The sequence below is a fragment of the Inconstantimicrobium porci genome (genome assembly GCF_009696465.1).
GTDB lineage: Bacteria > Bacillota > Clostridia > Clostridiales > Clostridiaceae > Inconstantimicrobium > Inconstantimicrobium porci.
Genome location: NZ_VULX01000005.1, coordinates 89,894 through 111,081 on the forward strand (window position 1 = coordinate 89,894; position 21,188 = coordinate 111,081).

Genomic DNA, 21,188 nt, shown 5'->3' on the forward strand with positions numbered 1-21,188 from the left:
AATTCATTTATAAATCATTCTTCTTACATAAAAAACTGAGTTAAAACAGATGTTTTAACTCAGTCATAATATATTTTTTATTATTATCTTTCAACTATTATAGCAGTACCCATTCCGCCGCCTATACATAAAGTGGCAAGACCCTTCTTAGAACCTCTCTTTTCCATTTCATGAAGTAATGTTACAAGTATTCTTGCTCCTGAAGCTCCTACTGGATGTCCTAGTGCTATAGCTCCACCATTTACGTTAACTTTGCTCATATCAAAGTGTAAATCTTTTGCTACAGCTACACTCTGAGCTGCAAATGCTTCATTTGCTTCTATAAGATCAAGATCATCAACTGTTATATTTGCTTTTTCAAGAGCCTTCTTAGTTGCATAGAATGGTCCATATCCCATTATTGCTGGATCAAGTCCTCTTGAGCCATAAGATTTAATTGTTGCTAGAGGCTTAACCCCTAATTCCTTAGCTTTATCAGCACTCATTATTACAAATGCAGCAGCTCCATCATTAATTCCTGATGAGTTACCTGCTGTAACAACACCATCTTTAATGAAGCATGGTTTTAACTTAGCTAAAGTTTCTTTAGTTGATCCGAATCTTGGCTGTTCATCAGTATCAAATACTATTGGATCTCCTTTTCTCTGAGGAATAACTATTGGTACTATTTCATCCTTAAACTTTCCAGCTTTTATAGCAGCTTCTGCTTTCTGCTGTGAAGCAGCTGAAAATTCATCTAATTCTTCTCTAGTCAGATTCCATTGTTTAGCTATATTTTCAGCTGTAACTCCCATATGATAATCATTAAAAGCATCCCATAATGCATCATTTATCATTGTATCTACAGTCTTTGTAGCATTCATTTTATGTCCCCATCTCATTTCCTTAATTGCATAAGGTGCCTGAGACATACTTTCCATACCACCTGCTACTACAACATCACAATCTCCTGCTTTAATCATCTGTGCAGCTAAACTTACAGCTCTAAGTCCAGATCCACATACTTTATTTATTGTCATTGCTGGAATCTCTATTGGAAGTCCTGATTTAACAGCTGCTTGTCTTGCTGGATTTTGTCCAAGTCCTGCTTGAATAACATTTCCCATTATAACTTCTTCTACTGCTGCTCCATCTATGCCTGCTCTTTTTACTGCTTCTTTAATAACAGTTGCTCCAAGTTCTACTGCTGGTACATCTTTTAATGTACCGCCGAATTTACCTACAGCTGTTCTAACAGCACTTACGATAACTACCTCTTTCATTAATATAACCTCCTAATATTATGTTTAAATACCAATTTAACCTTTATGTTCTACTTATTACACTTTAATTATATCATTTTTTATTATCATATCAATATAATTTGTTAAAAAAAACACAAACTTTTTCTTTCTTGTTATGCTATTCGTCCATAAAAAGTCTCTCTGAAAATGTTTCAACAAGCAATTTACATATCAGTAAGCAAAAAAACAGAGTGCTTCAATGTTAAATTTGAAACACTCTGAATTTACTCATTAAAATTCATCTATATTATGTTTTGCAAGTCCAAAATAATTTTCAATTATATCTACAATTCTCTTTGAAGCTTTCCCATCTCCATATGGATTGATAGCTTTACTCATCTTAGCATACTCTTTAGGATCATTAATTAGCTTGTTTGCTTCTGTCTTTATTGCTGAAATATCAGTTCCAACAAGTTTAACAGTCCCTGCTTCTACAGCTTCTGGTCTTTCAGTCACATCTCTTAAAACGAGAACTGGTTTCCCTAGATGAGGAGCTTCTTCCTGAAGTCCACCTGAATCAGTCATAACCATGAAACACTTATTCATTAAGTTATGTGCTTCTTTAGTATCAAGAGGCGATAAAAGATGTACTCTTTCTTTTCCTCCAAGCTTTGCATCAACTACATCTTTGACAATTGGATTTAAATGAACAAGATATACAAGCTCTACCTCTTTATTTTCGTCCACTATCTCAGATAAAGCATCACATATATTTTCTATTCCTTCACCCCAGTTTTCTCTTCTATGAGCTGTAACCATGATTACTTTCTTATTTTCATAATCAATCTTGTTAAGTTCATCATTTTCAAAAACATAATCCTTCTGAACTGTATGTCCCATGGCATCTATAACTGTGTTTCCAGTTACAAATACTACTGATTCATCTATTCCTTCTCTAAGAAGGTTGTTCTTAGAACCTATTGTAGGCGAAAAATTAAGATCTGCTAATGATGCAGTTAATTTTCTATTCATTTCTTCAGGAAATGGAAAATATTTATCAAAAGTTCTTAACCCTGCTTCAACGTGACCAACTTTTATCTGTTGATAAAAAGCAGCTAATGCACCTGCAAATGTTGTTGTTGTGTCTCCGTGAACTAATATTAAGTCTGGCTTTTCTGCTGTAAATACTTCTTCCAGCCCTTCAAGCACTCTATTTGTTATTCCAGTAAGACTCTGTCTAGTTTTCATAATATTCAGGTCAAAGTCAGGCTTGATATCAAATAATTCTAGTACCTGGTCAAGCATCTGTCTGTGCTGTGCTGTAACGCATACCTTTGATTCGATATCTTCCCTGCTTTCAAGTTCTTTAACTAACGGTGCCATTTTTATTGCTTCTGGTCTTGTTCCAAAAATGGTTAAAACCTTAATTTTTTTCAACATTATCCCTCCAAATTTGTTAATATCCCATTTCTGCATTTAAAGAATCATCATTATCAATCCAGTCCTGGACATTAATAACTCTATATTCGTCTTTTGTTTTCCTAATTACTACATTCTCAATTCCTGCATTGATAATAAGTCTCTTGCACATTGAGCATGAGTTTGCATCTTCTACAAGCGTTCCGTCTTTTGCATTCTTACCTACAAGATATAATGTAGAGCCTATCATATCTTTTCTTGATGCACTTATTATTGCATTTGCCTCACTATGAACACTTCTGCAAAGTTCATAGTGAGTACCTCTTGGTATATTGTTTTTTTCTCTTATACAGTACTTAAGATCTATGCAGTTTTTTCTTCCTCTTGGTGATCCAGTATATCCTGTAGAGATTATCTCATCATTTTTAACTATTATTGACCCATAGTTTCTGCGCATACATGTTCCTCTCTCAAGTACTGTTTCCGCTATATCTAAATAATAATTGTGTTTATCGCGCCTTAACAAATTATCTCCACCTTCAACTTTCTATAGAAAACTTAAGATTATTTTGTTCCGAACAATCTGTCTCCTGCATCTCCCAGTCCTGGTACTATATATCCATTCTCATTTAATTTTTCATCTATTGAAGCTACATACACATCAACGTCAGGATGCTTATCAGTAACACACTTAATTCCTTCTGGAGCAGCAATTAAGCATACAAGTCTAATGTTTTTTGCTCCTCTTTTTTTAAGTAGAGTAATAGCATCAGCTGAAGAACCACCTGTTGCAAGCATAGGGTCAACAACTATTACTTCTCTTTCTGCTATATCCTGAGGAAGCTTGCAGAAATATTCAACTGGCTGAAGAGTCTCTTCATCTCTGTATAATCCTATGTGCCCAACCTTAGCCGCTGGAATAAGACTAAGCATACCATCAACCATTCCAAGTCCTGCTCTTAGTATTGGAACTATGGCCATTTTCTTTCCTGCAAGCATTTTGCACTTTGTTGTGCAGATAGGTGTCTGAACATCTACTTCTTCCATTGGTAAATCTCTTGTAACTTCATATGCCATAAGCATTGATACTTCTTCAACTAACTGTCTGAAATCCTTTGCTCCTGTTTCCTTATTTCTTATGTAAGCCAATTTATGTAATATTAATGGATGTGATACTTCTGTTACTTTACTCATTATTCTATCCCCTTTTACTTTGAATATTTTTTTTCAATATCTGTTATCAAATCTAGTCTTCTCTGGTGTTTGCCACCCATAAATTCTGTTGATAAAAATGTATCAACTATGTCTAATGCTAATCCTGGTCCAACAACTCTGGCTCCCATTGTAAGTATATTAGCATTATTATGTTCTCTTGTTGCATGTGCACTAAATGTATCTGCACATAATGCAGCTCTTATACCTGGCACTTTATTTGCTGCAATACCAATGCCAATACCAGTGCCACATACAAGTATACCAAACTTAGATTCTCCGGCCACAACAGATTCTGCAACCTTTAAAGCAAACTCTGGATAATCACATGATTCTTCACTAAAAGTTCCAAAATCATTGCATTCTATACCTTTGTCTTTTAAATGGCTAATAATCTCATTTTTAAGCTGATAACCGGCATGATCACAGCCAACTGCTATTTTCATAAAATACCTCCATTTATTGTGATATTTAAAATATCAAAACCGCTACTAAATAACTACCTCTTACACATAATTATACATTTTAACAAATGTGAGTTTACCATAATGTAAAATTTAGAATGTAGAATTTAAAATCTCGGATTAAACTCCCTATGGGGAGTTTCTAAAAGAGAGCTTCACCCTCTTTAAATCTTCGAATTAGATAATTTAGAGGTTTGGAGGCGTAGCCTTCATTAGATTCAAGAAATTAGATCTGCTAATTTCTTCCTCAATTCTAAATTATAAATTTTAAATTCTAAATTAATGATAGACTCATTTTATTTTGTAGCTGTCTTAATATTATTTAGCTAAATTGATTAAGCTTTTACGATATTGTATCCTGCTGACTTTTTAAGTCTGTTCATAACAGCAACCCCTACACCTTTTTCCTCAACAGCTTCTGCTAAAATAACATCTACACCTTTATCATCAAAACTTCTAAGCGCTTCAAAAAGATTATGTGCAACTGTTGAAAGGTCGCTTCTTTTTCCCATACATATAATATTCTCACAATTATATGAGTCTTTCGTTTCTTCTGTTACCATCAACCCAACCTTTTTACCTTCAACTATATAATTTACCATTAACTCATTAATCTTATCAATAGTTTTTTGTAAATTTCCTTGGACAATTATAACTTTTGCATTCGGAGCATAATGTCTATACTTCATTCCAGGTGCTTTAGGCTTTATATTGGCAGGCATTTTCTTAAGTATTGCGGGATCTATATATATTCTTTCATCTATTTCTCTAAGCTGCTCTAATGTAATTCCACCTGGCCTTAATATACATGAAGGATTTACTGAGCAATCTATTATTGTTGATTCAACACCAACTTCGCTATGTTCTCCACCAATTATATAGTCAACTTTTCCATCAAGATCTTCGACACATCTTTCCACATCAGTTGGAGATGGTCTCCCTGAAATATTAGCTGATGGAGCAGCTATAGTAGTATTACTTTCTCTGATAAGATCCTGTGCTATTGTATTGCTTGGAAATCTTATACCTACAGTTTCAAGATTTGCTGATGTAACGTAAGGAATGCACTTATTTTTTTTAAGGATAATAGTAAGTGGTCCCGGCCAAAATTTATCTGCAATCTTCTGTGCTATTTCTGGAACATCAACAGCATATTTTTTCAAATCCTCTTTGTCAGCAATATGAATTATAAGCGGATTATCTTGTGGTCTTCCCTTTGCTATAAAAATCTTTTTTACAGCTTCTTCATTCATGGCATCTGCCCCCAGTCCATAAACAGTTTCTGTGGGAAATGCTACAATTCCACCTTCTCTTATTACAGCAGCAGCTTCTTCTATAACTTGTTTTCTGTTATTCTCATCAATAATGGCTGTCTTTGTATTCACAAAAAAACCTTCCTTCAATATTCTATTTCTTTATATGCTCTGGCTATCTTTATACTTTCTATAGCCGATTCTGTATAAACTGCTTTTACACATGCAGAATATATCTCTTTTAAAAGTATATACTTTTTCATTCCGCCTGCCCTGATAATAGTTCTATAAAAATTTTCATCTGGCATAAGCCGTTTAAGCTTTTTATATTCATCATACACTTCACTATATCTATCAAAAAACTTACTGTTTACAGATTTCATATACTTATTTCTAACCTTTTTATTCGTTATTATAATTATATCAATTTCTCCCTGTCGTTCTACAGCATGAACGATTTTTACAGCATCACAGAGAATTAGATTCTGGTCATTTATAATGCCCTGCTGTATCCTAAGTCTGTTATTATGACATGTGAACTTAAGAGTATGTATATTAATTTCAGCAAAAACAGCTAACAGTATAAGCATTTCCATAACTATCAGTACTATTACAAACTGAAATTTAGTCTGACCTGTAATCAGTACAGCTGCAGGAAGAATCAGAAATAGCAGCATCAGAATAGCAATAATATTGCGATTTCTATTTTTCTGCTTTTTTATAGCTTTTTCTATACTCATTCTACGCATAGCTGAATCTCCTCCTGCACTATAAAATTCAAAATATAAAGTAAACGGCCATTACAGAATAACTATATTCTGCAAAAGCCCCTCTTACTTCAATTAACTATACAATTTAAAATTCTACATTTCCCATGGCTTTCATCTTCTCAGCCTGATCTGCAGTTATTAACGCATTAATAACTTCTTCTATATCACCGTTAAGGAATGTTTCAAGTTTATATAAAGTAAGGCCTATTCTATGATCAGTTATTCTTCCTTGAGGATAGTTGTAAGTTCTTATTCTTTCACTTCTATCTCCAGTACCAACCTGACTCTTTCTATCTTCAGCAATTCCCGCAAGTCTTTCTCTTTCAGCCTGTTCATATAATCTTGCTTTTAAAACCTTTAAAGCTTTTTCTTTATTCTTAAGCTGTGATTTTTCATCCTGACATGAAACAACAATTCCAGTTGGAAGGTGCGTCATTCTAACAGCAGAATCTGTTGTATTAACGCACTGTCCACCATTACCAGACGCTCTAAACACATCAACCTTTAAGTCTTTTTCATTTATTTCAATTTCAACATCATCAACTTCTGGAAGAACAGCAACTGTAGCAGTTGAAGTATGTATTCTTCCGCTTGATTCTGTATCTGGAACTCTTTGAACTCTGTGAACTCCACTTTCATATTTAAGCTTTGAATAAGCTCCCTGTCCCTTAATCATGAAAACAACTTCTTTAAAGCCACCGATGTCAGTTTCATTTGAACTCATGATTTCTACCTTCCATCTTTCCTTTTCTGCATACTTTGTATACATTCTGAAAAGGTTAGCTGCAAATAAAGCTGCTTCATCACCACCAGCACCAGCTCTTATTTCTACGAATACGTTCTTATCATCGTTAGGATCCTTAGGTAATAACAAAATCTGTATTTCATTTTCAAGTTCCTGCTTTCTGTTTGAAAGAGACTTAACTTCTTCTTGTAACATTTCTCTCATTTCAGCATCATCTTCTGCTGTAAGCATTTCCTTGTTATCCTTAAGATCTTCTATTGTCTTCTTATATTCATTATATTTAGTAACTATTGTTTCAAGATCAGCATGTTCCTTACATAGCTTTCTCCATTCATTCTGGTTAGCCATTATTGAAGGATCTGATATCATTACTGAAAGCTCATCGTATTTATTTTGTATAAATTCTAATCTATCAAGCATTATCGTATCACTCCATACTTTTATTTTTCGCGTATATGCTATCACATTTTTCAAACAAAATTCAAACTTATGTCATAGCTCCATCTATACATTATATCATATTTCAACATTTAGTATCAACCTGGCAAATTACCAATCACTGTTCTATCAAGTCCTGCCAAATCCTTGATTATTCTTATGTTAACATAACCATGTTCTGCCATAAGCGCACTTACTGCTTCTCCCTGATCATAGCCTATTTCAAAAGCCAGTATCTTCTTACCAGTAAGAACACTTTCTGAATCGCTGATTATTCTTTTATAAAAATCAAGTCCATCATTTCCTCCACTCAATGCTGTATGTGGCTCATAATCTTTAACATCATCCATTAATGTTGGAATAACTTCTTCTTTTATATAAGGAGGGTTTGAAACTATCACATCGTATTTATAGTCGTCGTTTTTTATTTCTTTTAAAAGATCGCTCTTTATAAATCTTGCCCTGTTCTCAAGATTTAATCTTATTATATTATTTTTTGTTACTTCCTCTGGTACATCGTATAAATCCACCAAACCAACGTTGATATTTTTTCTGCAGACAGCCATTGATAAGCCAATAGCCCCGCTACCACAGCACAAATCAAGAACGTTGATTCTTTCTTCTTCACCTATATTCTTAAGCGCTTCTTCAACAAGTACTTCTGTATCACCTCTTGGAATAAGTACGCCTTCCTTAACTGCAAAATCTATACCCATAAATTCCACGTGCCCAAGTATATACTGCATAGGCTTCTTTTTCTTTCTTATATTTACAAGAGATAAAAATTGTTCTTCTTTCTCAGCTGGTACTTCTTCATCTATATTCACCATGATATAGATCTTATCTTTATTCAATACTTCACATAAAAGTAGTCTGGCATCAAGATTATATGTTTCTATACCAGCTTCCTTAAGTTCATGCTTAGCTTTATCAATCAGTTGTTTTATCTTCATTATCTATCCCTTCTGCTGCTTTAAGTGCTGCTATTGCAACTTCAATCTGACTTTCATCTGGCTCCCTTGTTGTTAATTTCTGAAGCTGCAATCCTGGATAAGCCACAATCTTTGAAATAGCGCTGCTGCTTTTTCCAACCCATTTTATTATTTCATATGTCACTCCTGATACAACAGGAATAAGACATATTCTAAAAGCTATTCTTTCTACAAATGTCCCCCATCCTGTAAAAGCAAAAATTATGATACTAACTATCATGACAAGGAACAAAAAGTTAGTTCCACATCTCGGATGAAATCTTGAAAACTTCTTAACATTTTCAGGTGTTAACTCTTCTTCATTTTCATAGCAGAAAATAGTCTTATGTTCCGCTCCATGATACTGATATACTCTGTTTATATCATCCATCTTGGCAATTACAGCAATATAAGAAATAAGTATTACTACTCTTATTATCCCTTCAATTATATTAAGTAGTATAGTATTAGTTATTACTTTCTTTAAAAAATTTGCTGCAATCGTAGGCATTCCTACAAAAAGCGCTATCGCTACCAAAAAACTTACAATCATAGTAATTGTAGTAATTGTATTGTCAAATTTATCTCCCAGTTTATTCTGTAGCCATTTTTCAAACTTTGATGGTTCCTCTTCATCATCTTCAAAAAACTCTGCAGAATAATTAAGTGCTTTAATACCTTCCCTAAGAGAATCAATTAATGATACAAATCCTCTTATAACAGGTAGTGCAAAAAATTTATTTTTTTGTGTAAAAGGAACTATATCTTTATACTCTACAGATATTTCACCATCAGGTTTTCTTACTGCAACTGCAAGACCTTTAACACCTCTCATCATAACTCCTTCAAGAACAGCCTGACCTCCCACATTAGTCTTCCTCATAAAAATCCCCCCTTTTTATATTATTATTCCTGTTCTTCTCTATACTTGAAATAGCATTTTCCACATAAAGACTGATACTCAACATTATCTATATTATCTATAGCAACCTGTTTTCCTTCAAAAACATATTTTCCATTAATCTTTCTTGCATTGAATACTGCTTTTTTACCACATGTACATATAGTCTTCATTTCTTCTATTGAATGAGCTATAAGAAGAAGTCTTTCACTTCCTTCAAATCCATTCATCTGAAAATCTGTTCTAAGTCCATAACATATTACAGGAATATCAAGTTTAACAGCAATTTTAAAAAATTCATCTATCTGATGAGCCTTAAAGAACTGAACTTCATCAACAAGAATGCAGTGTATATCTTTTATATGGCTTATATCTGAAATAATTTCATACATATCATCATTTTTATCTACCAATATATCTACTTTTCTTTCAACGCCTAACCTTGAAACTAGTTTATCGTTTCCCTTTTTATCTGCAAGAGGTTTCACAATTAATACATTCATTCCTCTTTCTTCATAATTATGTGCAACCTGCATTAAATGAGTAGATTTTCCCGAATTCATTGCGCCGTATCTAAAATATAATTTACTCAAAATTGTTCTCTCCTTTATGACCTTCTGCCTTATAATTTCTATACTGATTATATCATTAAAAAAGAACTTATTAAAATTTTTTGACTATTTTTTAATTTCTATTTCTATTGACTTGCCTCTTGTCCACATGATATACTTTAGGAGTTGTTAAATCGACATATTAAATTTAAAGAGGTGAAATAAATGAGAGAAGGCATACATCCAGAATATCACCATGACGCAGTGGTTAAGTGTGCATGTGGAAATACTTTTACAACAGGATCTGTTAAATCAGAACTTAAAGTAGAAATATGCTCTAAATGCCACCCATTCTTCACTGGTAAGCAAAAAGTTGTTGACGTTGGCGGTAGAGTTGATAAATTCAAGAAGAGATTTAATCTTGACAAATAATCAATTTTGGGAAAGACTTAGTCTTTCCCCTTTTTGCTTTATTTAGAAAAATTAATATTTTTTTAATGTAAGTTACAAGATTTACATGTTACAATATACTCAACTTACACTATAAGCAAAGCGAGTGAATTTTATGAAGAAGGTTATTATATTAACAACATCAACTGGACAGGGACACAATCAAGCTGCTGCTTCATTGAAAACTGAATTCATCAAAAATAATTACGATGTAGAGATTTTTGATTTTCTAGACGGCTGCAGTCATTATCTTGACAAATTAATAACTGGCAGTTATGAATTTTCTGCTACAAAAACTCCTATATTGTATGGTATTGGATATAAAATCACAGACATTAAATTTATAAACTCTTTTCTGAAAATTCCTTTTGGAATAATAGATAAAAGACTTGCAAAACACATAAATGATTCACAGGCCGATATAATAATAGGCACTCATCCATTTACAGTAAATATTGTAAGCAGATTGAAAAAGAAAAAACTTATTGATATACCTTTTATTTCAGTAGTTACTGATTTTGAAGCCCACGGAACATATATATCTAAACAGGTGGACTGTTATATAACCGGAAGCGATTTCACTAATGATAACTTAATTTCAAAAGGTATTAAACCATCTAAAGTAAAAGATTACGGAATTCCAATAAGATCAGGATTCCTTACTATAAATAATGATATAACGGAAACAAATACAGGAGACTATTTCAACATCCTGTTGATGAGTGGAAGTATGGGGCTTGAAGGCATATCAAAAGTAATCAAGCAGCTTGTATTAAACCCCAGAAAATTAAGACTTATAATAGTATGCGGTAAAAATAAGCATCTAAAGAATTCGCTTGAGGCTCTATACTCTAAACCTATAAATAACAAAAAAATCCATATAATAGGTTATAGCAATGTAGTATCAGAGTTAATGGATGCTTCAGATGTTATAATTTCAAAGCCAGGCGGTCTTACTGTAACAGAGTCAATTTATAAAAGACTCCCTATAATTATACCGTTTGTAATACCTGGCCAGGAAACAGAAAACTCAAAGCTTCTTGTAAGCAGAAACTGTGCAGTAAAAATTGATAAAATATCAGATGTAAACAAGATAATTAATGACCTTATAGATCATCCCGAAAAACTAAAAAAAATGAAAGATAATTTAGATCTTCTAGGTGCAAATTACTCACTAAAAAAAGTAGTTGAGTTATCAAATTCATTATTAAAAAAATAAAGGAGCCGTACTCAGAATGACTGAAAAATCATTCTGAGTACAGCTCCTTTTATATTACTTTTTATCAAATTCACTCTTTGAGAATATATTCATAAACTCTTTATTGTTTTTAGTCTTAGAAAGCATGTTGATAAGATTTTCAGTAACATTTTCGATATTCCCGTCTCTATACATTACCTTTCTTATTGTATAAGAAACTTCTCTCTCCTCATTTGTAAGAAGTAAGTCTTCTTTTCTTGTACCAGACTTGTATATGTCAATTGCAGGGAATATCCTTCTTTCCTGAAGGCGTCTATCAAGATGTACTTCCATATTTCCAGTTCCCTTGAACTCTTCAAATATCATATCATCCATTCTGCTTCCTGTATCAACAAGTGCTGTTGCAAGTATTGTAAGACTTCCGCCCTCTTCAATGTTTCTTGCCGCACCGAAGAATTTTTTAGGCATAAGAAGAGCTCCTGGATCAAGACCACCTGATAAAGTCCTTCCTGTAGGTGTTATTGTAAGATTGTATGCTCTCGCAAGCCTTGTAAGACTGTCCATTAATATAACAACATCCTTACCCTGTTCAACCATTCTCTTAGCTCTTTCAAGAACCATTCTAGATACTTTCGCATGGTTCTGAGGTTCTTCATCAAAGGTTGAGAAGATAACTTCTCCATTTACAGATCTCTGCATATCTGTAACTTCCTCAGGTCTTTCATCTATTAAAAGCATTATTACTTTAACATCAGGATAATTTTTTGATATATTCTGTGCGATCTTCTTAAGCAGTGTTGTTTTACCTGCCTTTGGAGGTGCTACAATTATACCTCTTTGTCCTTTTCCTATCGGACACATAATATCCATAAGCCTTGATGACAAATCACCTTCATTATTTGTTTCCAATCTTAATCTCTGGTTCGGATAAATAGGAACTAAAGTTTCAAAAGATTTTCTTCCTACAGCTTTATTAGGATTATCTCCATTTACCTTATCAACATAAATAAGTGCTCTAAATTTTTCACCTTCCTTAGGCTGTCTTACTTTACCTTCAACTTCATCACCAGTTTTAAGATTAAATCTTCTTATCTGTGATGGAGAAACATATATATCATTATCTCCAGTCAAGTAATTTGTGCATCTTAAAAATCCAAAATTATTTGTTTCAAGAATCTCAAGTACACCTTTTCCCATATCAGATGTATTATTAATCATTTCTTTAAGCTGTTCTTTTTTATCATTATTATCATTGCCATTAGAATTATTGTTTAACTCCTTATTTTCAAAAACTCTTTCTGGTACACATTTCGGTGTTATACTCTCTTTCAATATAACTCCATCCTTCTCAATTGATTTAGATGTATTTTTTTTAATTACTTCTATCAATTCAGCTTTCTTTAATTTAGAAATATTTTTTATATTAAGTTCCTTAGCAATTTCTTTAAGCTTAGTCAATGTCATTGCTTCATAAGTTTCTAGTGTCAAAACAGCACCTCCATCATTTTTTAATTAACCTGAGAATTTAAAAGACTTTTACTTATATTTAAGAATTGATTTTAAGATAATTCCTGATAACTGATGACTATATTATGTGATATAACAAAATAAAATGCAAGTAGTACAATAAAAATCATGTAGATTTATTATTTTATTTATATTATTACCAAAAAAGAAACTAGGTAAACAATTATCTGTCTACCTAGCTAATATAACATATTTTATTAAAATTTTAAACTTTCCCGCTTATGATAATTCTTAAATAGATTAGAACTATGAAAGAAGAGTTATGAGTTCAGGATGAAATTTATTTGCTTATGTCTTGACTATAAATTCTAAGCCTTAATGGAGGCTTCACCTCCAAGCCTCTGAATTCTATATGTCAAAGAGTTTTTAAGAGTAATCTGTCCTCTTATTCCGAAACTCCAGCTAAGGAGTTTCATCCTTTTTTCTTCACTCTTAGTTCTTATCTCTTATCTTTGCTTAAGACTCACATTATCTAAATATCAACAAAATTTACTTATTGTTTTGTTCATGTTCATCAACTGCTGCTTTAATGAATCCTCTGAATAATGGATGTGGTCTGTTTGGTCTTGATTTTAATTCTGGATGGAACTGGCATCCAACATACCAAGGGTGATCCTTAATCTCAACAATTTCTACAAGCCTTGAATCAGGAGATGTTCCGATTACTGACATACCTGCATCCTGAATTTCTTTTCTATATTCATTATTGAATTCATATCTATGTCTATGTCTTTCATATACAAGATTTTCTCCATATAATTCTTTAGAAACTGAACCATCCTCAATCTTACATGGATATAATCCTAACCTCATAGTTCCGCCAAGGTTTTCGATATCCTTTTGTTCTGGCATTAAATCGATAACTGGATATTTTGTTTCTGGATCAAGCTCTGAAGAGTTTGCACCTTCATATCCAAGTACATCTCTTGCAAATTCAATTACTGCACATTGCATTCCAAGACATATTCCTAAGAAAGGAACCTTGTTTTCTCTCGCCCATCTTGCTGCTTCAATTTTTCCTTCAATTCCTCTGTCACCAAATCCTCCCGGAACTAATATTCCATCAAGTCCTCTTAATATTTCATCCACATTATCATGATTTAAATCAACCGAATTAATCCATTTTATCTTAACTTCAGCATCATTAACATAACCACCATGCTTTAATGCTTCAACTACTGATATATATGCATCATGTAATTCAACATACTTACCAACAAGACCTATAGCAACTTCCTTCTTTAAAGATTTGATTCTGTTAACCATCTCTTCCCATTCACTGTTATCTATATCTCTGCAGCCTAAATTAAGTTTTTCAACTACCAGGTTATCTAATCCTTCCTGGTGAAGCATTAATGGAACTTCATAAAGATTACCTGCATCAAGATTTTGAATTACTGCTTTTCCATCAACATTACAGAATAATCCTATTTTATCTCTTAAATTCTGAGGAATTTCTTTTTCTGCTCTACACACAATTATATCTGGTTGAATTCCTATGCTTCTTAATTCCTTAACTGAGTGCTGAGTAGGCTTAGTTTTTAATTCTCCAGCCTTTCCCAAGTAAGGAACAAGAGTAACATGTATAAAGCATACATTTTCTACTCCTACGTCATATTTTATTTGTCTTATAGCTTCTAGAAATGGTAATGATTCTATATCTCCTACAGTTCCACCTATTTCTGTTATAACAACATCTACATCCCTTTCTTTTGCAATTCTGTAAACTCTGCTTTTAAGTTCGTCAGTTATATGAGGAATTACCTGAACTGTTCCACCTAAATATTCTCCTTTTCTTTCTTTAGAAAGAACTGACCAGTATACCTTACCTGTTGTTACATTTGAATTTTTTGAAAGATTCTCATCTATAAATCTTTCGTAATGCCCTAAGTCAAGATCTGTTTCTGCTCCATCATCAGTTACAAATACTTCTCCATGCTGATAAGGACTCATTGTTCCTGGATCAATGTTTATGTATGGATCAAATTTCTGTATAGATACATTTAAACCTCTATTTTTTAATAGTCTTCCTAATGATGCTGCAGTTATTCCTTTTCCAAGTGAAGATACTACCCCACCAGTAACAAATACATATTTTGTTTTTTTCATAAAAATTCCTCCTAAAAAGCTATTGACAAATCACTTGCTATTCACTATAATAACAATTACCACTTCAAATAGAATGGATATTTATTGTCCAAATACATGTATAGTATTGTATCATACTTGAATATTTTTTCAAGTCTTTTTTGTGATTCTTTTTTTTATTTTTTTGTACATTTCGTACTATTGTTCTAATAAATTAACTTCAAAAAATGTTATTCATCGCTATAAAACTAAATAATTTATTATAATAAAAAACAAGTAATAATTTTTTAGTTTTTCAACCGGAATTTATTACTTGTTTTTACTTTTTACTAAATTTAATTTTCACTTTTTATATTTATTTTTAACTTTGTATTCTGAACGCTCTGATCACCAATTATCATTTTATATTCAATAAAAACATTTCCACCATTTTCATTCAGATCAATCTCAAGTTCATTTGTTTTGATTTTTAGTTCCAAAGTTCCATATGGAGTATCATAAAGGCTGACATCACTCTTATCCTTTTCAAAATACATCTTACTTGTGGTTGTCCCTTCTCTCTCTAGAGATACCGAATTATCATTAATTAATAGTCTTGTTACTGTACCTTCCATCCCTGATATTTCAGTTTCCTGGTATACAGCTTTAAAACCATCATCACATACTGTAAATTCTCCTGGTGTAACCACCTCAATTTCACTATTGTCCTCCCCAAACTGATTACTCACTATAGATATTAACGCTTTTTTCTTCATTGTTTGTTTCCCTCCAACATATTAACTATGTTATCTATAACTTCTTTTATTTTAAAAGTATATACTATTTTTTTATCTTTATTATTAGACTTGTCCTCATTATTAATTCTTTTATAGTCTTTATCACTTAAGACACGTTTCATTTCTTTTTCATTTTTATCATATGCTATCTGACCCTTTGTAATATCTACAAAACATAATGGCGGAAACATAACACACCACCAGTTTTTTCCCTTACCACTGCCTATTATAAGCCTATAAGCTTCATAATTTCCCTGAGGAAGAGTGATATTACCATATGTCTTTACAGGAAAATCTTCTCTATCAAAAGTTGTCTTTACACCATAATTATATCCATTCTCACTTATACATTTAAGCGCAATCTTTTTAACTTCTTCATCATTCTCTTTAAGAATTTTTCTACTCTCTGCTAAAGATGATGAACTCTTAAGTTTTGGTGATATATATGCAAGTATCTTATCCCTGATCTTTAACTTTAAACTTTGATCTTCCTTACTGTCACTATTAGCTATTACATGAAACCTTATAAGTTTTGTACTTATCCTTGAAACAAACTCGCTATCACTTTCAGAAGATACTCCATCTACAGTGTCACAACTATAAACATTAGTTTTTTCTAAGCTTCCGCTATTCAAAACACCCATCGCTATAAACATAATGAGTAAAACTGATATTATAATAAAAACAAAATTTTTCTTTTTCATATTACAACCCCCTGCTATATTTTAATTATTGACAGGAGGTTTTACTTTTATTCAAATTAAATTGTTCTAGTTATAAATACATCTTTATATTTTCTCTTCATATTTTCAAAACATCTCTGAGCACTCATCATATCTGAAAAAATCCCAAATACAGTAGGACCACTTCCGCTCATAAGTGCCCCCTTTGCTCCCTGTTTTATCATCATGTGTTTTATATCCTTTATAACTGGATACTTTCTTATAGTAACATTTTCAAGTACATTCTTCATATTGTAACATACGATATTAATATTATTTTTCTTCATACCATGAACAATGTTATCTATCTTTACATGCTTCTTAATTCTGCTTATATCAAGAGCCCCATAAACTTCCTTTGTTGATACTCCAAATGAAGGTTTTACAATAACCATTATAACATTCTTAAATGGCGGAAGCTCAGTAATAACCTCACCAATACCTTCACATATTGCAGTTCCTCCATTAATACAATAAGGAACATCAGCCCCTATTTTCAAAGCAAGATTCACAAGTTCTTCATAAGGTGCATTAACCTCAAAAAGCTTGTTAAGACACTTAAGTACTGCTGCAGCATCAGTACTTCCGCCAGCCATACCTGCTGCTACAGGTATATTTTTCTTAATATTAATTTTAAGCCCACTATTAATATTATATTTATCCATAAAAAGTACAGCTGCTTTATACATTAAATTTCTATTATCAACAGGTACATAAGATATATTACACTTAATACTAATTTTATTATCATCAGACTTATTTATTTCTATTTCGTCATACAAATCTACTGTCTGCATTATCATTTTCAAAAGATGATATCCGTCTTCTCTTTTGCCCGTAATATCTAATCCTAAATTTACTTTTGCATATGCCTTAATAAACATAAAATAACCAGCCCTTCATGCTAAAATTCTCTTATTATTATGTTACAAGCATACAATTTTGTAAAGATAAACATTGCTATTCTTTAATAATTCTGAGCCCTTTCCTCACCATTATATTCACCTTGTTCATTAATATAAGAGGAAAGCTTCTCAAAATTCTCATAAAACTCAATTATCATATCACCTTTTGACGAATCATCTATTGCCTCTTTTAGTGCATCAAGCTCATCAAGTACCACCTTAACATTCTTGCATTTTCCACTCCTTACACCTTTGAGCAAAATATCAGCTACTTCACCATTCTTTCTGCCACGTTTATCACAATCTTCTTTTATATAAATTTTATCGAATACATCTGAACACATTTTTCCTATTCTCTCAATAACATCATTCCCTCTGTCACCTGGCACACCAATAATTCCAACAAGTTTTCTATTATCCATACCCTTTAATGATTCTAAAACACAGTTATATCCGTCAATATTATGTCCATAATCGAGTACAACATCAACTCCGGCAATATTGTAAATATTAAACCTTCCTTCATTATCATTTTCATTAAAATCCGTAACACCTTTAGAAATCATACAGTAATCAACATTCATTGCAGTAAGAGCACAGCATGCTGCCATTACATTTTTTATATTATATTTTAACTTTCCATTAAGAGTAATCGGTATATCTTTGATATCAGCCACCATATATGTCCGACCATTATTAAATATATATATACGATTATCTTTATAATAAACAGCCTTAAGATTATTTTTTATATTATTCTGGATAAATTCATTTTCATAATTCATAGAAAAGTAAATTATATTACTCTTTATTCTATCTATTATGCTCAAACTCCACTTATCATCAGCATTTATTACGGCAAAACCATCTTCTTTTACAGCTTCAACAACAAGCGCTTTTGCCTTGCTCAGATCCTCCATTGTTTCTATGCCGTCAAGACCAAGGTGGTCTTCTGTAATATTAGTAAGCACTGCAACATCTGCAAGATCATATGCAAGACCTCTTCTTACAATACCGCCCCTTGCTGTTTCAAGAACTGCAATATCTACATCCTTGTTAAGAAGAATGCTTCTTGCTGAGGTAACGCCTGTATCATCACCTCTATCTATAGACTTTCCACCCACAGAAATCCCACTGGTTGTTGTCATACCAACATTGTAGCCTATGCGTGAAAATACATAGGAAATAAGCCGAGTTGTTGTTGTTTTGCCATTAGTTCCTGTCACAGATATTACAGGTATATTGTCAAAATTATTTCTATATATCATATCTATGATAGCTCCTGCAACATCTCTTGGTTTGCCCTCTGAAGGGAAATGATGCATTCTTATTCCTGGCGCAGCATTAATTTCCACTATAATTCCCTCTTTATTTAGAGATGAACTTATATCTTTTGAGCATATATCTATACCACATATATCAAGCCCTAAAGCTTTTGCAGCCCTTTCACATATTTCTTTATTTTCATCACTTATCTCGTCAGTACAATCAACAGCTATCGCTCCTGTTGAAAGATTAGCATTTTTCCTTAAAAATATCCTTTCATTTTCCTTGGGTATAGAATTTAGATTTACCCCCTGTTCGGACAAGTAGCTTACCAGCTGATTATCTATTCTAACTTTTGTAAGAGGTTTTTCATGTCCATTTCCTCTATTAGAATCACTATTTAAATTACACAAGAGCTTCTTTATACTTAGCTTTCCATTTCCAATAACATAAGGCGGTATCCTTTTAGCAACTGCTACAACCTTATAGTCTACCAGGCACACCCTGTAATCTTTTCCCTCATAGTATTTTTCAACAATTATGTCATCAGTAGTTTTTTTCAGTGCTATATAAGATTCTATCAGTTCTTTACTGCTTGTTATATTTAAAATCACACCATTACCTTTATTACCAAACTGAGGTTTTAACACAAGAGGATATCCTAGTCTTTCAGAATATTTAATAAGTTCTAAGGTATTATACACTTTTTCTCCATCAGCTATAGGAATAAAGTTACTTTTTAGAATCTGCTTTGTAAGATATTTATCACAGGCAATATCAACACCTATACATCTTGTATTTTCACCTATTGTAGCAGAAATCAGCTTTCCTTTTCTTCCATATCCTATCTGATACATTCCACTGTCACCTATGCTGATATATGGAAGACCTCTTTTCTTTGCAGCCTTTAACAATTCTTTAGTGGATGCTCCCATCTGTTCCTTAACTAAAATTTTCTGCAGTTCTTCATATCTTTTATCGAAATCTATCTTTTGATTTTCTATTAAAGAATTAACGATATCTACAGCCAAATATGCAATATTTAATGCTAAAATCTTATACTGATATTGAAAGATTATATAATAATGATCACCACTTACTTCTCTTGCTTTTCCATAAGCAAGATCTATACCAAGCATATTCTGCAGTGCAATTATTGTATGTTCGCATACATGTGCAAGATAAGTTCCTTCCTCAAGTCTTTTAACAAATCCATGTTCCTCATCAATACCGCATCTATGTTTATAAAGCTCAGGTACCATTTTTAGAAGATTCTTATTAAACATATTTATATTCTTTGTAGGTACTTCACTATAACCTTCTAGGTCAACATCAAGCCTTATGCACTTTTTATGCGAATATATATTACGGCCCTCAAATATCGTTTTATCTATGATTTTCATCTTTTATATTTTCCTCCTCAAAAGGCACCTTTCTTTTCAAATCAAATTGATTTTCTCTTGTTAATACATGCATCTTTACATTATACATGCTCAGAATTTCATCACTATGCTGTTCAGAAACATTACTATAAGTCATTTCTGTCCCATCTACCACATACACAGCTCCGTTTCCTATTACCCTCAAAATGCCTTCAGTATTTACGTGTATAGCTGTATCTTCATCAATTCCTATGCCAAGAATCTCTGGATTCTGTGCTACTGCCGCTAAAAGCCTGCCTATTCTTCCCCTTTGTGAAAAATGCTGATCAATGATGACATTATTAATAAGTCCCAATCCTGGAGCCATTTCAATCGTGCATTTTCTTGGAGACTGTTCATCCATTCCTCCAATAATCATTGTTCCACTCATAACAGATGCACCTGCTGAAGTCCCAACAAAATAACACTGCCTATTTCCTGCTTCTATTATTTCATCGTATATTGGTGTTCCTCCAAGAATACTAGTTATTCTTAACTGATCACCGCCAGTAAAGAAAATCATTGCTGCTTTCTTAATAAGATTAACATTTTCTTCTTTGTAAGCATCTTCCCTATTATTTATATCAAGTATCCTTATCTTTTTTACACCTAAACTTGAAAACACTTTTTCATATCTCGTCTTAGCAGCTCTTGGTCTTTCTGTTGCAACAGTTGCCACTACCAGAGTATCTTCTTCTTTATTTATTTTAGAACATATATACCTTAAAATCTCTTTTCCTTTTTCTTTGTCTTCTGCTCCTCCGATTATTATTAGATTATTTGCTGCAATATTCAAATCATCACCCCACAGTCTAACTCTTGATATTTTATCCAACCGATTAGATAATTATTCATTTTTCTAAAATTCAGTATAAAAAATATAGGCAG

Annotated in this window: 20 protein-coding genes; 2 read left to right on the forward strand and 18 right to left on the reverse strand. The window is 32.4% G+C overall.

What is annotated here, in order from left to right; genetic code table 11:
* Positions 1–83 precede the first annotated feature (83 nt).
* The 11 genes from FYJ33_RS05760 to FYJ33_RS05805 form a co-directional block, all read right to left on the reverse strand.
* Complete coding sequence (locus FYJ33_RS05760; RefSeq protein ID WP_154530799.1) at positions 84–1,262, reverse strand: acetyl-CoA C-acetyltransferase; 1,179 nt, start codon at positions 1,260–1,262, stop codon at positions 84–86.
* A 252-nt stretch (positions 1,263–1,514) separates the two neighbouring features.
* Positions 1,515–2,660 carry a non-hydrolyzing UDP-N-acetylglucosamine 2-epimerase gene (gene wecB / locus FYJ33_RS05765; RefSeq protein ID WP_154530838.1) on the reverse strand — a complete coding sequence of 382 codons (1,146 nt, stop codon included), beginning with the start codon at positions 2,658–2,660 and terminating at the stop codon, positions 1,515–1,517.
* A 19-nt stretch (positions 2,661–2,679) separates the two neighbouring features.
* Positions 2,680–3,168 carry a deaminase gene (locus FYJ33_RS05770; RefSeq protein ID WP_154530800.1) on the reverse strand — a complete coding sequence of 163 codons (489 nt, stop codon included), beginning with the start codon at positions 3,166–3,168 and terminating at the stop codon, positions 2,680–2,682.
* 38 nt (positions 3,169–3,206) lie between these two features.
* Positions 3,207–3,836: a uracil phosphoribosyltransferase gene (gene upp, locus FYJ33_RS05775; RefSeq protein WP_154530801.1), complete on the reverse strand. Its 630-nt coding sequence runs from the start codon at positions 3,834–3,836 to the stop codon at positions 3,207–3,209.
* 14 nt (positions 3,837–3,850) lie between these two features.
* Positions 3,851–4,300, reverse strand: coding sequence for a ribose 5-phosphate isomerase B (gene rpiB / locus FYJ33_RS05780; RefSeq protein WP_154530802.1), 450 nt, complete (start codon positions 4,298–4,300; stop codon positions 3,851–3,853).
* A gap of 353 nt (positions 4,301–4,653) precedes the next feature.
* A complete protein-coding gene (locus FYJ33_RS05785) occupies positions 4,654–5,703 on the reverse strand; it encodes an L-threonylcarbamoyladenylate synthase (RefSeq protein WP_277643731.1) in 1,050 nt (349 codons plus the stop codon).
* A gap of 14 nt (positions 5,704–5,717) precedes the next feature.
* Positions 5,718–6,320: a hypothetical protein gene (locus FYJ33_RS05790; RefSeq protein ID WP_154530804.1), complete on the reverse strand. Its 603-nt coding sequence runs from the start codon at positions 6,318–6,320 to the stop codon at positions 5,718–5,720.
* Between the two features lie 106 nt (positions 6,321–6,426).
* Entirely contained in the window at positions 6,427–7,509 is a 1,083-nt protein-coding gene (gene prfA / locus FYJ33_RS05795) for a peptide chain release factor 1 (protein WP_277643745.1), read from the reverse strand.
* A 113-nt stretch (positions 7,510–7,622) separates the two neighbouring features.
* Positions 7,623–8,477 carry a peptide chain release factor N(5)-glutamine methyltransferase gene (gene prmC, locus FYJ33_RS16250; protein ID WP_235900781.1) on the reverse strand — a complete coding sequence of 285 codons (855 nt, stop codon included), beginning with the start codon at positions 8,475–8,477 and terminating at the stop codon, positions 7,623–7,625.
* On the reverse strand, positions 8,455–9,378 hold the full coding sequence (locus FYJ33_RS16255; protein ID WP_235900782.1) for a DUF1385 domain-containing protein: 924 nt from the start codon (positions 9,376–9,378) through the stop codon (positions 8,455–8,457). Before FYJ33_RS16255 ends, prmC begins: the two co-directional genes overlap by 23 nt.
* Before the next feature lie 23 nt (positions 9,379–9,401).
* Positions 9,402–9,989 (reverse strand): thymidine kinase, encoded by a 588-nt coding sequence (locus FYJ33_RS05805; RefSeq protein WP_154530806.1) that lies wholly within the window; start codon positions 9,987–9,989, stop codon positions 9,402–9,404.
* A 183-nt stretch (positions 9,990–10,172) separates the two neighbouring features.
* Between FYJ33_RS05805 and rpmE the strand changes: the two genes are divergently transcribed.
* Together rpmE and FYJ33_RS05815 are read left to right on the forward strand one after the other, a co-directional pair.
* Positions 10,173–10,379, forward strand: a complete 207-nt coding sequence (gene rpmE, locus FYJ33_RS05810) for a 50S ribosomal protein L31 (protein WP_154530807.1) — start codon at positions 10,173–10,175, stop codon at positions 10,377–10,379.
* Positions 10,380–10,512: 133 nt separating this feature from the next.
* A complete protein-coding gene (locus tag FYJ33_RS05815) occupies positions 10,513–11,616 on the forward strand; it encodes an MGDG synthase family glycosyltransferase (RefSeq protein ID WP_154530808.1) in 1,104 nt (367 codons plus the stop codon).
* 54 nt (positions 11,617–11,670) lie between these two features.
* Here the strand turns inward: FYJ33_RS05815 and rho are convergent, their stop codons facing one another.
* From rho to FYJ33_RS05850, 7 genes are all read right to left on the reverse strand, one after another.
* A complete protein-coding gene (gene rho / locus FYJ33_RS05820; protein WP_154530809.1) occupies positions 11,671–13,083 on the reverse strand; it encodes a transcription termination factor Rho in 1,413 nt (470 codons plus the stop codon).
* 528 nt (positions 13,084–13,611) lie between these two features.
* Positions 13,612–15,231 carry a CTP synthase gene (locus FYJ33_RS05825; RefSeq protein ID WP_154530810.1) on the reverse strand — a complete coding sequence of 540 codons (1,620 nt, stop codon included), beginning with the start codon at positions 15,229–15,231 and terminating at the stop codon, positions 13,612–13,614.
* 314 nt (positions 15,232–15,545) lie between these two features.
* On the reverse strand, positions 15,546–15,965 hold the full coding sequence (locus FYJ33_RS05830; RefSeq protein ID WP_154530811.1) for a DUF1934 domain-containing protein: 420 nt from the start codon (positions 15,963–15,965) through the stop codon (positions 15,546–15,548).
* Entirely contained in the window at positions 15,962–16,690 is a 729-nt protein-coding gene (spoIIR, locus tag FYJ33_RS05835) for a stage II sporulation protein R (protein WP_154530812.1), read from the reverse strand. The genes FYJ33_RS05830 and spoIIR overlap by 4 nt, the downstream gene beginning before the upstream one ends.
* Before the next feature lie 56 nt (positions 16,691–16,746).
* Positions 16,747–17,592 (reverse strand): 4-(cytidine 5'-diphospho)-2-C-methyl-D-erythritol kinase, encoded by an 846-nt coding sequence (ispE, locus tag FYJ33_RS05840; RefSeq protein WP_154530813.1) that lies wholly within the window; start codon positions 17,590–17,592, stop codon positions 16,747–16,749.
* A gap of 83 nt (positions 17,593–17,675) precedes the next feature.
* The gene (cphA, locus tag FYJ33_RS05845) at positions 17,676–20,282 is read right to left on the reverse strand and encodes a cyanophycin synthetase (protein WP_154530814.1); all 2,607 of its coding nucleotides are present in this window, start codon (positions 20,280–20,282) and stop codon (positions 17,676–17,678) included.
* Complete coding sequence (locus tag FYJ33_RS05850; RefSeq protein ID WP_235900783.1) at positions 20,266–21,135, reverse strand: cyanophycinase; 870 nt, start codon at positions 21,133–21,135, stop codon at positions 20,266–20,268. Before FYJ33_RS05850 ends, cphA begins: the two co-directional genes overlap by 17 nt.
* Positions 21,136–21,188 lie beyond the last annotated feature (53 nt).

Bases quoted from the DNA above. Each gene is read 5' to 3' on its own strand.
- FYJ33_RS05830 (WP_154530811.1), bottom strand. From the start codon at position 15,965: ATGAAGAAAAAAGCGTTAATATCTATAGTGAGTAATCAGTTTGGGGAG.
- rpmE (WP_154530807.1), top strand. From the start codon at position 10,173: ATGAGAGAAGGCATACATCCAGAATATCACCATGACGCAGTGGTTAAG.
- spoIIR (WP_154530812.1), bottom strand. From the start codon at position 16,690: ATGAAAAAGAAAAATTTTGTTTTTATTATAATATCAGTTTTACTCATT.
- prmC (WP_235900781.1), bottom strand. From the start codon at position 8,477: ATGAAGATAAAACAACTGATTGATAAAGCTAAGCATGAACTTAAGGAA.
- FYJ33_RS05790 (WP_154530804.1), bottom strand. From the start codon at position 6,320: ATGCGTAGAATGAGTATAGAAAAAGCTATAAAAAAGCAGAAAAATAGA.
- FYJ33_RS05815 (WP_154530808.1), top strand. From the start codon at position 10,513: ATGAAGAAGGTTATTATATTAACAACATCAACTGGACAGGGACACAAT.
- FYJ33_RS05825 (WP_154530810.1), bottom strand. From the start codon at position 15,231: ATGAAAAAAACAAAATATGTATTTGTTACTGGTGGGGTAGTATCTTCA.
- FYJ33_RS16255 (WP_235900782.1), bottom strand. From the start codon at position 9,378: ATGAGGAAGACTAATGTGGGAGGTCAGGCTGTTCTTGAAGGAGTTATG.
- FYJ33_RS05760 (WP_154530799.1), bottom strand. From the start codon at position 1,262: ATGAAAGAGGTAGTTATCGTAAGTGCTGTTAGAACAGCTGTAGGTAAA.
- rpiB (WP_154530802.1), bottom strand. From the start codon at position 4,300: ATGAAAATAGCAGTTGGCTGTGATCATGCCGGTTATCAGCTTAAAAAT.
- ispE (WP_154530813.1), bottom strand. From the start codon at position 17,592: ATGTTTATTAAGGCATATGCAAAAGTAAATTTAGGATTAGATATTACG.
- upp (WP_154530801.1), bottom strand. From the start codon at position 3,836: ATGAGTAAAGTAACAGAAGTATCACATCCATTAATATTACATAAATTG.
- cphA (WP_154530814.1), bottom strand. From the start codon at position 20,282: ATGAAAATCATAGATAAAACGATATTTGAGGGCCGTAATATATATTCG.